This is a genomic window from Amycolatopsis pigmentata (genome assembly GCF_042684065.1).
GTDB lineage: Bacteria > Actinomycetota > Actinomycetes > Mycobacteriales > Pseudonocardiaceae > Amycolatopsis_E > Amycolatopsis_E pigmentata.
Window position 1 is genome coordinate 377,829 of sequence record NZ_JBHUKR010000021.1, and the last position, 13,134, is coordinate 390,962.

A 13,134-nucleotide genomic window follows, 5' to 3' on the forward strand; every position below is an offset into this window, starting at 1 on the left:
CCTTACTGTACTTTCAGCACCATTCCGAGGCATGGCCACGGCGGAACGGCTGTCTGCCGGCAGGTCGTCCGCCGACCACGTCCGCTGTTCCCGGCCGGATTGGTAAAATACGTTGCGTATCTTAACTGGGAAGCCTACTCTTCCAGTTTAGATACGCTCCGTTTCTTCCAGGGGGTCCTCGTTGCTGAGCCGCTTGCTGCGCACCTACGCGCGCCCGTACCGGGCCGAGCTCACCGCTGTGCTCGTCCTGCAGTTCATCGGCACCATCGCATCGCTGTACCTGCCCAGTCTCAACGCCGACATCATCGACTTCGGCGTCGCCAGGGGGAACACCGGTTACATCCTGTCCACCGGCGGCTGGATGCTGTCCGTCACGCTGTTGCAGATCGTCTGCTCGGTCGGCGCGGTCTACTTCGGGGCTCGCGCGGCGATGGGCTTCGGGCGTGACGTCCGGTCCGCCATCTTCCACCGGGTCGGGACGTTCTCCGCCCGCGAGGTGGCGAGCTTCGGTGCGCCGTCCCTGATCACCCGCACGACCAACGACGTCCAGCAGGTCCAGCAGCTGGTGGTGCTGTTCTGCACGCTGTTCGTCGCCGCGCCGATCATGTGCGGCGGCGGGATCGTGATGGCCCTGCGGGAGGATGTCGGGCTGTCCTGGCTGCTGCTGGTCTGCGTGCCGGCGCTGGTGCTGGCCGTCGGGCTGATCGTGATCAGGATGGTGCCCCAGTTCCGCCGGATGCAGGAGCGGATCGACCACGTCAACCGGGTGCTGCGCGAGCAGTTGTCCGGCATCCGGGTGGTGCGCGCCTTCGTCCGTGAGCCCTACGAGACCCGGCGCTTCGCCGACGCGAACACCACGCTCACCGGCACCGCGCTGCGGGTCGGGCGGCTCCAGGCGCTGATCTTCCCGACCGTCATGCTGATCCTCAACGTTTCCAGCGTGGCGGTGCTGTGGTTCGGCGCGCATCGCGTCGACGCGGGGGAGATGCAGATCGGCGCGCTGACCGCGTTCCTGGCCTACCTGCTGCAGATCCTCATGGCGGTGATGATGGCGACGTTCATCGCGACCATGATCCCGCGTGCCGCCGTCTGTGCCGAGCGGATCCAGGAGGTGCTGCGGACCGAGTCGTCGGTCGGTCCGCCCGAGGCGCCGGTCACCGAGCTGAAACCCCACGCCGAGCTGGAGTTCCGGGGGGTCGAATTCCGCTATCCCGGCGCGGCCGATCCGGTGCTGCGCGGCATCTCCTTCCGCGCGGAGGCGGGCAAGACCACGGCGATCATCGGGAGCACCGGGTCGGGCAAGTCGACCCTGCTCTCCCTGGTCCCCCGCCTGATCGACGTGACCGGGGGAGCTGTGCTGGTCGGCGGCACCGACGTGCGCGAACTGGCGCCCGAGACGCTGTGGAGCCGGATCGGCCTGGTGCCGCAGCAGCCGTACCTGTTCACCGGGACGGTGGCGAGCAACCTCCGCTACGGGAATCCGGACGCCACCGACGAAGAACTGTGGGAGGCGCTGGAGGTCGCGCAGGCCCGCGACTTCGTCGCGGAAATGGCGGGCGGCCTCGAAGCGTCGATCGCCCAGGGCGGCACGAACGTCTCCGGCGGCCAGCGGCAACGGCTGGCGATAGCGCGTGCCCTGGTGCGCAAGCCGGACATCTACCTGTTCGACGACTCGTTCTCGGCGCTCGACCTGGCCACCGATGCCCGGTTGCGCGCGGCGTTGCGGCCGCGGACCCGCCGCGCGGCGATTCTCGTGGTCGCGCAACGGGTTTCCACCATTCTCGATGCCGACCAGATCGTCGTCCTCGACAACGGCGCGATCGCCGGCATCGGTACCCACCACCAGCTTCTCGATACGTGTCCCACCTACGTGGAGATCGTCGAGTCCCAGCTCACCCCCGAGGAGGCAGCATGATCCCCGCCGTGTCGACGCGCGGCCACCAAAGTGACCACAGAGCGCGCCTTTTTTCGCCGCTATCGGGGCGGCAGGGCGCCGCTCGACTTCACATGACGTGCTCCCGGCAGGAGCGCCCTGTCGACACGATCGCGGGGGCGCGCAAACTCGCGGAGGGACAAGCCTGATGGCGACACCCACACGGCCGAGACCGATGGGTCCGGTCGGCAGAGGGTTCCCCGGCATGGGGGGAATGCCGGTCAGCAAAGCGAAAAGCTTCAAGCCGTCGGCCAAGCGGCTGATGAAACGCCTTTACCCGGAAAGGTTCACCTTCGCCGTCGTCGTCGCGCTGAGCGTGACCAGCGTCGGATTCTCGGTCGCGTCACCGAAGATCCTGGGACAGGCGACCGACGTGATCTTCAACGGCGTCCTCGCGCGCCTGCATCACGTGCCCGGTGCCGGGGTGGATTTCACCGCGCTGGCGCGGGTGCTGGCCTGGGTGTTGTCGCTGTACCTGGCCTCCTCGCTGTTCGGCCTGGCGCAGGGCTGGATGCTCAACGGTGTGGTGCAACGGGTGGTGTTCCGGCTGAGGGCCGATGTCGAGGACAAGCTGAACCGGCTTCCGTTGCGCTACTTCGACGGCCAGCCGAGAGGCGAGCTGCTCTCCCGGGTCACCAACGACATCGACAACATTTCGCTGACGCTGCAACAGACCTTGAGCCAGTTGCTGGTCTCCGTGCTCACGGTCGTCGGCGTGCTGGTGATGATGGTGACGATCTCGCCGGTGCTCGCGCTGATCGCGGTGGCGGTGATCCCGGTTTCGGTGTTCCTCACCGGCCGGATCGGGAAGCGCTCCCAGAAAATGTTCGTCGCGCAGTGGAAGCACACCGGTGGTCTCAACGCCCATATCGAGGAGAGCTTCACCGGGCACAACCTGGTCAAGGTGTTCGGCAGGCAGGCGGAGTCCGAGGCCGAGTTCCGCAAGCGCAACGACGATCTGTTCGGCGCGGCGCTCGGCGCGCAGTTCATCTCCGGCCTGATCATGCCGGCGATGATGTTCATGTCGAACCTGAGCTATGTGGTCGTCGCGGTGGTCGGCGGGCTGCGGATCACCTCCGGCACGATGAGCCTGGGCGAGGTGCAGGCGTTCCTCCAGTACTCCCGGCAGTTCACGCAGCCGCTGACCCAGGTGGCGTCGATGGCGAACCTCATGCAGTCCGGGGTCGCGTCGGCCGAGCGGGTCTTCGAACTGCTCGACGCCGAGGAGCAGGAGCCCGACGCGGTGGACTCGCTCCAGCCCGCCGGGCGGCACGGCCGGGTCGAATTCCACGACGTGAGTTTCTCCTACCGTGCCGACCAACCGCTGATCGAACACCTTTCGCTGGTGGCCGAACCGGGGCAGACGGTGGCGATCGTCGGGCCGACCGGGGCCGGGAAGACCACGCTGGTCAACCTGATCATGCGGTTCTACGAGCTGGACGCGGGCACGATCACGCTGGACGGCGTGGACATCACCCGGCTGCGGCGAGAGGACCTGCGTTCGCGGATCGGCATGGTGCTGCAGGACACCTGGCTCTTCGGCGGCACGATCCGGGACAACATCGCCTACGGCAGGCCGGACGCCACCGAGGAGGAGATCGTGGCCGCGGCGAAGGCCGCCTTCGCCGACCGGTTCGTGCGCACCCTGCCGGACGGCTACGACACGGTGATCGACGACGAGGGCAGCAACGTCAGCGCGGGGGAGAAGCAGTTGCTCACCATCGCGCGCGCGTTCCTGGCCGGACCGTCCCTGCTGATCCTCGACGAGGCGACCAGTTCGGTCGACACCCGCACCGAATCGCTCGTCCAGCACGCGATGGCGGCGTTGCGCTCGGAGCGCACCAGTTTCGTCATCGCACACCGGTTGTCCACCATTCGCGATGCCGACCTCATCCTGGTCATGGAGTCGGGCCGGATCGTCGAACAGGGCACCCACGACGAACTGCTCGCCGCCCACGGCGCCTACCACCGCCTGTATTCGGCGCAGTTCGCGGCCACGGCCTGAGAGGTAGCTCCGGGCGCTCCTTCGAGCGCCCGGAGCAGTCCACTTTGGACCGGGACTATACTGCCCTCACTTACTTGCTTGCGTGACGCATGTATATTATCATGGCGTGGGTGCGGCATAGCGACAAGGACCTCGAACTTCTCGTCTACCCGCTGGCGCGGATCGCCGAGACGATGCGGCGCCAGCAGCGCCGGCTCATCGACCCGACCAGGCAGGCGATTCTCCAGCAGGCGGCGGTGCGCGGGGAGGTACGTCCGTCGGAACTGGCGAGCGAACTGGGTGTCCACCAGTCCTCGATCAGCCGGCAGACCCGGACGCTCGAAGACGACGGGTTCGTGCGGCTGCGAGCGGATCCGGCGGATCGGCGATCCTGCGTCATCACGCTGACCGATCCCGGGTGGGCGGAGGTGCACCGGCTGACCCGGTTAGGGCTGGAGCGCTTCGACACCTTCCTGGCGGACTGGGATGCCGAGGATGTGCGCCTGCTCGGCAGTCTGCTGACGCGGTTGGAGGAATCCGTCGCCGAGACAAAACGCCGCGAGCGAAGACCCGCTGGCCGCCCCTGGCAACAGCGCGAGAGCTAAGCGGCAGACGTGATAATGGGGGATAAGACAGTGAATAGCAAGATCCGTACCATCACACCGGTCCTACTCGACCTCGTCCTGCCTATCGGCGGTTACTTTCTGCTCCATGGCATCGGCGGGCTGAGCGACTTCTGGGCGCTGACCATCGCCGGCTCGGCCACCGGTGCCTACGCCGCGATCAACACCGCCCGCCGCGGCAAACTCGATGTTCTCGGCCTGCTCGTCGTGCTGGAGGTCGCGCTGTCGATCGGGCTGCTGTTCACCACGCGGGATCCGAGAATCGTGCTGCTCAAGCCATCGCTGTACATCGCGGTCGCCGGTGGCTACACCCTCGTGACCTGTTTCATCGGACGACCGCTCTGCTACGAATCCGGAAAACCGTTTGTCACCAAGGGTGATCCTGATCGGCTGCGCGCTTACGAGCTGTCCTGGCACCGATCCGACCGCTTCCGGCGGGCGCTCCGGGTTGTAACCGCCTTTTGGGGCGTGGCCTTCCTGGCCGACGCGGTGGTGCGAGTGGTCGTGGTGTACAGCCTTACGCCGGAGCGGGTGAGCGCCTCAGTGATGCTCTCCACGGTGCCGCTCGTGGTTCTGGTGTTGGCGGCGCTCGTCGGTACCCGGCTGCTCATGCGTCCCCTTCGCCCGGTCATCGAGCAACACCACCAGGAGTTGGTGAGTGCCCGGCAGCCGGGCTGACTCAGGGGAGCCGGTAGCAGCGCACACCGTCGTCCTCTGTGGAGGCCAGTTTCCCTTGGTACACCAGCAGATCCAGGTGCGCGCGCGTCTCGTTCACGGCGAGCATCCGGTTGAAGGGATCCAGTTCGCCGAGTGAGCGCCCTCGTCGCGTCCACGTCATCCGCACCGCCGCCTCGTAGGCCGTGGTCGCGCCCGCCACGATGGTGTCCGCGGTGACCGTGAGCCGTTCCTCGTGGTGGTCGAGCAGTTCGTCGACGCGCCGGTGCACGCTGTCCGCGACGTTTCCGTGTGCGGGCAACATCTTCCGGTCCGGCATGCCGCGCACCAGCCGCAGCGAATCCAGGAAGTCGCGCAACGGAAGGTCGCTGACCTGCGGCTGGAATCCGATCGAGGGGGTGATGTGCGGCAGTACGTGGTCGCCGGTGAACATCAGGCCGGCCGCGCCGTCGTCGAAGATCACGTGACCGGCGGTGTGACCGGGAGTGTGCACCACGTCCAGCTCGCGACCGGGGAGCACGCTGCGCCGCCCCGGCGTCAGCCATTCATCGGGGCTCTCCCAGATTTCCGCCTCGGCGGAGCGCTTCCGCAGGCCGAACAGGCTCAGCATCTCCTCGATCAGCGGCTGTGCGCCCGCTTGGCGTAACAGGGCGAGCTGGGGGCTCAGAGGGGTGCCGTCGGGATCGGCGGACAGCTTCAGCGAGGGTTCTTCGAACTGGCCCAGGGCGATCTTCCCGCCGAACTCGCGGCGCAGGGCGACGGCCTGCGTGTAGTGATCGCGATGCACGTGGGTGATCAGGAACTGGCCGACATCGCCGAGTTCGGCCCCGATCCCCTTGAGCGCGACGGCCAGCCGCTCACGCGCTTCGGCGAGCGCCCAGCCGGAGTCGATCAGGACCAGGTTCGCACCGTCGGTGAGGGCGTAGACGTTGACCGCACGCAGTGCGTCGTTGGGCAGCGGGAGCGGGATCCGGTAGACGCCGGGCGCCACCTGGTAGATACCGGGCTCGGTCCATGCGTGAGCGCTGTCTTCGGCGACGGGATGCACCGACTCACTGTGAAACGATCAGTGTCCCGATGTCCACCTGCACGGGTGAGACTCCGGTCACTTGTGCTCTTTGTCCTTTTTCAATGCCTTGTCCACGGTCAGTGCGGCGGCGAGCACCAAGCTGGCCAGTGGTTCGGCGATGTGCCGGTGCATCTCGACGACGTAGTTGTCCGTCGCGGCGAACGCTTCCTTGAGCTTGCCCTGGAAGGACTTGGTGACCCGGGCGACCTCGGCGCCCGAGGAGTCGGTGATCGAAAAGTCCCAGGACCGCCCGTCGTCCGCCTCGATACCGCCGACTCGCCGGCCGTTCGCGGTGAACGTGAAACCCGGGCGCCCGACGAGGTGCCCCTGGGTCATTTCGCCGATCGGGGTCCCGTCGGCACGGGTCACGACGAGGTCCGCCGGTGTTTTCGCCTGTCTGGCCAGCTTCAGCACGACGCTGCCGCCCATATCGTGAATTTCAAACCGGTGTTTCGGATTCCTGTCGTATTTTTTCAGCGTGCGGACGGCTTTCCGCAGCAGGCTCTGCGGCAGCTCGACCACGGTTCCCAGCGGGTGCCCGTGCTGATCGAAGATCGCGAATTCGCTGGCGGCTTCGATCAGCCGGGCCTTCTGGTTCACCACCAGCACCGGTTCGGTGAACAGGGTGCCACCGCCCGCCTGCCGGGAATGACTCGTCATGTGGCTAGAGCGTAGCCACGGAAAACCCGCCGCGGGAGCGTCGCGGCGAATTGCACGGTAATGTCCCGATTTCGGTCGCTAATCTGTGCCGCTTTCGTTTATCAACCGTTCCAGCTCGCGCCGCAGCAATCCCAGCCTCGCGTCCGCGAGAAGGGGAATCTCACGGCGACGCCGCCGTACCGCGGTGTGGTCGATGTCGAGCATGATGAGGGCCTCCTCCCAGGTCGGTGCCGTGGCCACCACCGAACCCCACGGGTCGACCACGCGTGAGCCGCCCCAGAACCGGACGCCGGCTTCGTCACCCACCCGGTTGACGAAGATCACCCAGCACTGCTGCATGCGGGCGGTGAAGGTGAGCAGGTCGTGCCAGTACTCGGCCGGGTCGAACGAGCCGCCGGTCAGTTTGGCCGCGGAATTGGTCGGCACGACCAGGATTTCCGCCCCGTCCTGCGCCGCGAGCCAGGGCAGCATCGGCTGCCAGGCGTCGTTGCAGATCAGGGTGGCCATGCGGGCGAAGCGCGTGTCGAAGGCGCGCATGTGCTGGCCGGGACTGGCGTGCTTGCGCTCCTCCCAGATCAGGTAGTTGGGCAGGTAGAGCTTGCGATGGTTGTGCACCAGTTCGCCGCCCGAGAAGTAGAGCGCCGAGTTGTGCCGCCGGATGCGGCCGTCCTCGAGCAGCCCGATGACCACGTCGGGCCCGTGCCGGGACAGTTCGGCGAGCCGCTCGTCGTCGGGCCACAGCGAGATGTCGTCGGCCAGCTGCCCGAGTGCGTAGCCGGTGAGGCTCAGTTCCGGGAAGACCACCAGGTCCGCACCGTCCGCGGCGGCTTCCTTGATCAGCCGCTCCGTGGTGACCAGGTTTCCCGCCACATCGCCGAGCCGGCAGTCGGTCTGTGCCAGCGCCACCCTCATGCTTGTCACCTCCTCCTGTTCTGCGACCTTCCCAGGCCGATCCTCTTCCTCGATTTTGCGGGAAAGGTACGGGAGTGCGCTGCCCGTGGCGAGGCCCCGGTCCTGGTGGCGGACCCAGGTTTTACCCGGGCGAAACACCGAGGGCGGTTGCCGGGGCCGCCCGCGGGAGGATCCACAATGGCCGGGTGAGCGAACATCCCTGGCCGCCCGGCGCCGCGACCGGTATCGGCTCCATGCCGGGCACCGACGTGGCCGAGGCCGCCGCCGTCGTCTTCGGTGAACTGCCCGAGTTCCCGCACCTGCCCGAACTGCCCGGCCGGGGGGTCGGCGCCGACATGATCGGCAGGACGGCCGCGCTCCTGGTCGATCTGGCGGTCGAGGTGGTGCCCAGCGGGTACCGGGTCACCGCGCACCCGGGGCGGGACCACCGCCGCGCCGTCGATCTGTTGCGCTGGGACCTCGACGCGGTCGGCGACGCCCGCCTGCCGGTGCTCAAGACCCAGGTGGCCGGACCGTGGTCGCTGGCGGCCGGCATCGAACTCCCGCGCGGTCACCGGGTGCTGACCGACCGCGGCGCGGTCCGCGAGTTCACCGAGTCCATGCTGGAGGGACTGGCCGGCCACGTCGCCGAGTTGAAGGCCCGCACCGGCGCCGAGGTGGTCGTGCAGTTCGACGAGCCCACGCTGCCGCGGATCCTGGCCGGGACGCTGCCGACGCCGTCGGGCTACGGTTCCGTTCCGGCGGTCGCCGAGCCGGAGGCCCGCGACCTGCTGGTGACCGTCGTGGAGCGCGCCGGGGCGATCACCGGGCAACCGGTCGTGCTGCACTGTTGCGCGTCGCGCCCGCCGGTCGGGTTGTTGCGGTCCACGGGGGCGGGCGCGCTGTCACTCGATGCGACGCTGCTCGACGGCTCACCCGCTCAGTTGCTCGACGAAATCGGGGAGACCTGGGACAGCGGCACGACGCTTTTCCTGGGCCTGGTCCCGGCCGCCGAACCGGGGACGCCACCAAGCCTGCGTGACGTCGCCGCGCCCGCGTTCCGGCTGGTGGACCACCTCGGTTTCAACCGCGCCATACTCGCCGAACGTGCCGTGGCGACACCGGTGTGCGGACTGGCCGGCGCGAAGCCGGCGTGGCTGCGGCGCGCGCTGTCGCTGACCCGGGATGTCGGTAAAGCATTCCTCGAACCACCTGAAGGCTGGTAGAAACTGCAGACGATGCGACTGTTTCGTCGCCGTGCCAGGCAAGAGGTTCCGGATCCTCGCACGGTTTGGCCCGACCAGCCGGTACCGGAGGATCCCGAGGCCGCGGCGGCCGAGTTCTGGCGGGGCTGGTTCACCCTGCTGCCGGAGGTCAACGCCGCGCTCGGCGACCGCGAGCCCCATCGCGTCGAGCACGCGCTGTGCCGGCTCGTGGCCGGGCTCCATCCCGGGCTCCACTTCTCCCTGGAACGCGGCCAGCGCGCGGTGTACGCGCTGGTGGTGACGGGACAGGAGGATCCCGCCCTGCGCCCCTACACCGATGCCTGGCGGGCCGCCGCGCCCGACGAGGACGCCATCTGGGAGTACCACGACTCGGTGCCGCCGGTACCCGACCCCACCGGGGTCACGGTGAATCTCGGCGAGCATCGGATCTCCCTGGCCGACGTGCGGGTCGTGGCCATGGTGGACGACGTGGACTCGGTGGTCGACGTCGTGGTGCACCATCCCCGGCTGGCCGGGCTGGACGAGGCGGCGCGTTCGGCGATGACCTTCCTGCCGCTGGACGCCACGCTCGGCGAGCGGCTCGCCGGCGAACGGCTGCGCCGGGTGGAAGTCGCCGAAAGTGAGCCCGAAGGGGCGATCACGTTACTCGAATTGCGGGATCTGGTGCGGGGCCTCGAGCGCCGTCTCACCGAAAAGCTGCCCGCGAATCGCGAGTCACCTGCCTCGGAATGACCGGCGTTCGTCGCGGGCACTGAGACTGTCGGTGGTCGCGGCTAGAGTGAGAAGCCGTGGAAGAAGCCCGCGACGTTACAGCTACCACTGCTGTCACCTCCGAAATCGACGCCGCTGCCGAAGGCACCGCGCAGGACGTCACGGACGTGCCCGCCGACGTGCGCGAGCGGTACGGCGCGCTCGCGGAGGAGATCCGCGGCCACCAGTTCCGTTACTACGTGCTGGACTCACCGACGATCTCCGACGGCGAGTTCGACGAACTGCTGCACCGGCTGGAGAAGCTGGAGGCCGAGTTCCCGGGCCTGATCACCCCGGACTCGCCGACGCAGAACGTGGGCGGCACGTTCTCCACGGAGTTCGCCGCCTACGACCACCTGGAGCGGATGCTCAGCCTGGACAACGTGTTCGACACCGACGAGTTGCTCGCCTGGGTGGACCGGGTGGAGCGCGAGGTCGGCGGCTCCACCCAGTACCTGTGCGAGTTGAAGATCGACGGGCTGGCGATCAACCTGCTCTACGAGCGGGGGCGGCTCACCCGCGCGCTCACGCGGGGCGACGGCCGCACGGGTGAGGACGTCACCCTCAATGTCCGCACGCTGGACCAGGTGCCCGAGCGGCTCACCGGCACCGACGAGTTCCCGGTGCCCGAACTGGTCGAGGTCCGCGGTGAGGTGTTCTTCCGGGTCGAGGATTTCACCGAGCTGAACGCCAAGCTGGTCGAGGCGGGCAAGCCGCCGTTCGCCAACCCGCGCAACACGGCGGCGGGGTCGTTGCGGCAGAAGGATCCACGGGTCACGCGCAGCCGCAGGCTCCGGATGATCTGCCACGGCCTGGGCAGGCGCGACGGTTTCGAGCCGGTCCGGCAGTCGGAGTCCTATCGCGCGCTGGCCGCGTGGGGCCTGCCGGTCTCCACGCACACCAAGGTGGTCGACACCGCGGAGGGGCTGCTGGAGCACCTCCGGTACTGGGGCGAGCATCGCCACGACGCCGAGCACGAGATCGACGGCATCGTCGTGAAGGTGGACCAGGTCGCCCTGCAACGCAGGCTCGGCACCACCTCGCGCGCGCCCCGCTGGGCGATCGCGTACAAGTTCGCGCCCGAAGAGGCGACCACCAAGCTGCTCGACATCCAGGTCAACGTGGGGCGGACCGGTCGCGTCACGCCGTTCGCGGTGATGGAACCGGTCAAGGTGGCGGGCTCCACGGTCGCGATGGCCACCCTGCACAACGCCGAGGAGGTCAAGCGCAAGGGCGTCCTGATCGGCGACCGGGTGGTCATTCGCAAGGCGGGGGACGTGATTCCCGAGGTGCTCGGGCCGGTGGTCGACGTGCGCACCGGCGACGAGCGCAGGTTCGTGATGCCGGACCGCTGCCCGGAGTGCGGCACCGAACTGGCCTACCAGAAGGAAGGCGATGTCGACATCCGCTGTCCGAACGCGCGGTTCTGCCCCGCGCAACGGCGGGAGCGGCTGTTCTACCTCGCCGGGCGGGGTCGTTTCGACATCGAGGTGCTCGGCTACGAGGCGGCCACCGCGCTGGTCGAGTCGGAGGTCGTGGCCGACGAGGGCGACATTTTCGGCCTCGACGAGGAGGCGCTGCTGGGCGTCGAACTGTTCCGCACCAAGGAAGGTGGCCTGTCGGCCAACGGCCGCAAGCTGCTGGCCAACCTCGAGGCGGTCAAGGACCGTCCGCTGTGGAGGGTCATCGCGGCGCTGTCCATCCGGCACGTGGGTCCCACGGCCGCGCAGGCGCTTGCCCGGGAGTTCGGCTCACTGGAGGCGATAGAGGCGGCCGGCGAGGAGGAGCTGGCCGGCGTGGACGGCGTCGGTCCGACCATCGCGCACGCGGTCCGCGAGTGGTTCGAGGTCGACTGGCATCGCGAGATCGTCGAGAAGTGGCGGCGGGCCGGGGTCCGCATGGCCGAGGAACGCGACCAGAGCGTGCCACGGAACCTGGAGGGGCTCTCCATCGTGGTCACCGGCTCGCTGGACGGCTTTTCCCGCGACGAGGCCAAGGAGGCCATCATGGCGCGGGGCGGGAAGGCCGCGGGGTCGGTGTCCAAGAAGACGGCGTTCGTGGTGGTCGGTGACGCGCCGGGGTCCAAGTACGACAAGGCGGTTCAGTTGAAGGTGCCGGTGCTCGACGAGTCCGGTTTCCAGGTCCTGCTCGATCGCGGCCCCGAGGCCGCCGCGGAGGTCGCACTGCCCGCCGAAGAAGCGGGCCCGGCCACCTGACTCTGCCTCGAAAGGACTTCGGCGGTGAACTACCTGGAGGCCGGCGATCACCCGGACATCTTCGTCGGGCACGGCTACCCGGAACACACGGTGGACCTCGGCGAGATCCGCATGAACTACGCGGTGGCGGGCGACCCGGCGAACCCGGCGATCCTCCTCGTCCCCGCCCAGAGCGAGTCATGGTGGGGCTATGAGAAGGCGATGCCGCTGCTCGCCGAGCGGTACCAGGTCTACGCCGTGGACCTCCGCGGACAGGGCCGCTCGACCTGGACACCCGGCCGCTACAGCCTGGATCTCTTCGGCAACGACCTGGTCCGGTTCATCGACCGGGTGATCGGCCGCCCGGTGGTGGTCAGCGGACTGTCCTCGGGCGGCGTGATCGCGGCCTGGCTGTCCGCCTTCGCGGCGCCCGGGCAACTCCGCGCCGCCGTCTACGAGGACGCCCCGCTGTTCTCCTCCGAAGTGAACCCGGCGGTCGGCCAGTCCGTCCGCCAGGGCGCCGGCTCGATCTTCCGGCTCTGGCACAAGTGGCTCGGCTCGCAATGGTCCATCGGTGACGTCGAAGGCATGGCGAAGGCCATGGCCACCGAGTTGCCCGGATGGCTGCCCTTCGGGCAGGCGAACAAGGAGGATCGGCCGGCGGGAGTGCCGCAGAACCTCCGCGAGTACGACCCGGAGTGGGGCGAGGCCTTCTGGTCCGGCCGCGTCGCGCTCACCTGTGACCACGAAACCATGCTGTCCCAGGTCAAGGCGCCGGTGCTGTTCACCCACCACGCCCACTACCTCGACCCCGCCACCGGGAACCTGATCGGTGCCATCTCGGATCAGCAGGTCTCCTACGTCGGCAAGCTCGTCGAAGGCGCGGGCAACTCGTTCACCTACCGCGCCTTCCCGGAGATGCCGCATTCGATGCACGACCACGACCCGGCGACCTACGTCACGACGGTCACCGACTGGTTGCTCGACCTCGGCCTGGTGGCATAGCCCGTACGAAGCGTCGACGACTTGGCCCGTACCGTCTAGCTCCTTTGGGGAAAGTGTTAAAATAACACCCTACCCAAAGCAAGCTCAAAGGATGACCACGACACTGGCGCACTCGAGGCTGCC

At 68.2% G+C, this 13,134-nt stretch carries 11 protein-coding genes; 8 read left to right on the plus strand and 3 right to left on the minus strand.

From position 1 onward, the window contains the following. The first annotated feature begins 181 nt into the window (after positions 1-181). The 4 genes from ACFSXZ_RS33030 (at position 182) to ACFSXZ_RS33045 (ending at position 5,218) form a co-directional block, all read left to right on the plus strand. Positions 182-1,915 (plus strand): ABC transporter ATP-binding protein, encoded by a 1,734-nt coding sequence (locus ACFSXZ_RS33030; RefSeq protein WP_378269602.1) that lies wholly within the window; start codon positions 182-184, stop codon positions 1,913-1,915. Between the two features lie 223 nt (positions 1,916-2,138). Beyond that, on the plus strand, positions 2,139-3,938 hold the full coding sequence (locus ACFSXZ_RS33035; RefSeq protein WP_378270082.1) for an ABC transporter ATP-binding protein: 1,800 nt from the start codon (positions 2,139-2,141) through the stop codon (positions 3,936-3,938). 110 nt (positions 3,939-4,048) lie between these two features. Further along, on the plus strand, positions 4,049-4,522 hold the full coding sequence (locus ACFSXZ_RS33040) for a MarR family winged helix-turn-helix transcriptional regulator (protein WP_378269604.1): 474 nt from the start codon (positions 4,049-4,051) through the stop codon (positions 4,520-4,522). Positions 4,523-4,552: 30 nt separating this feature from the next. Next, entirely contained in the window at positions 4,553-5,218 is a 666-nt protein-coding gene (locus ACFSXZ_RS33045; protein ID WP_378269606.1) for a VC0807 family protein, read from the plus strand. A 1-nt stretch (position 5,219) separates the two neighbouring features. Here the strand turns inward: ACFSXZ_RS33045 and ACFSXZ_RS33050 are convergent, their stop codons facing one another. The 3 genes from ACFSXZ_RS33050 to ACFSXZ_RS33060 form a co-directional block, all read right to left on the minus strand. Next, positions 5,220-6,263 carry an MBL fold metallo-hydrolase gene (locus tag ACFSXZ_RS33050; protein ID WP_378269608.1) on the minus strand — a complete coding sequence of 348 codons (1,044 nt, stop codon included), beginning with the start codon at positions 6,261-6,263 and terminating at the stop codon, positions 5,220-5,222. Positions 6,264-6,320: 57 nt separating this feature from the next. Next, a complete protein-coding gene (locus ACFSXZ_RS33055) occupies positions 6,321-6,944 on the minus strand; it encodes a phospholipid scramblase-related protein (RefSeq protein ID WP_378269610.1) in 624 nt (207 codons plus the stop codon). A gap of 78 nt (positions 6,945-7,022) precedes the next feature. Beyond that, positions 7,023-7,856 (minus strand): nitrilase-related carbon-nitrogen hydrolase, encoded by an 834-nt coding sequence (locus tag ACFSXZ_RS33060; protein WP_378269611.1) that lies wholly within the window; start codon positions 7,854-7,856, stop codon positions 7,023-7,025. A gap of 185 nt (positions 7,857-8,041) precedes the next feature. On the opposite strand from ACFSXZ_RS33060, the gene ACFSXZ_RS33065 reads away from it, so the two are divergent. The 4 genes from ACFSXZ_RS33065 to ACFSXZ_RS33080 all read left to right on the plus strand — a co-directional run bounded on the left by ACFSXZ_RS33065 (position 8,042) and on the right by ACFSXZ_RS33080 (position 13,011). Next, complete coding sequence (locus ACFSXZ_RS33065) at positions 8,042-9,061, plus strand: methionine synthase (protein WP_378269612.1); 1,020 nt, start codon at positions 8,042-8,044, stop codon at positions 9,059-9,061. A gap of 12 nt (positions 9,062-9,073) precedes the next feature. Further along, entirely contained in the window at positions 9,074-9,793 is a 720-nt protein-coding gene (locus tag ACFSXZ_RS33070; RefSeq protein ID WP_378269614.1) for a hypothetical protein, read from the plus strand. A gap of 104 nt (positions 9,794-9,897) precedes the next feature. After that, positions 9,898-12,027 carry an NAD-dependent DNA ligase LigA gene (gene ligA / locus ACFSXZ_RS33075; RefSeq protein WP_378270083.1) on the plus strand — a complete coding sequence of 710 codons (2,130 nt, stop codon included), beginning with the start codon at positions 9,898-9,900 and terminating at the stop codon, positions 12,025-12,027. Between the two features lie 24 nt (positions 12,028-12,051). Further along, positions 12,052-13,011: an alpha/beta fold hydrolase gene (locus ACFSXZ_RS33080; RefSeq protein ID WP_378269615.1), complete on the plus strand. Its 960-nt coding sequence runs from the start codon at positions 12,052-12,054 to the stop codon at positions 13,009-13,011. Positions 13,012-13,134: the final 123 nt, after the last annotated feature.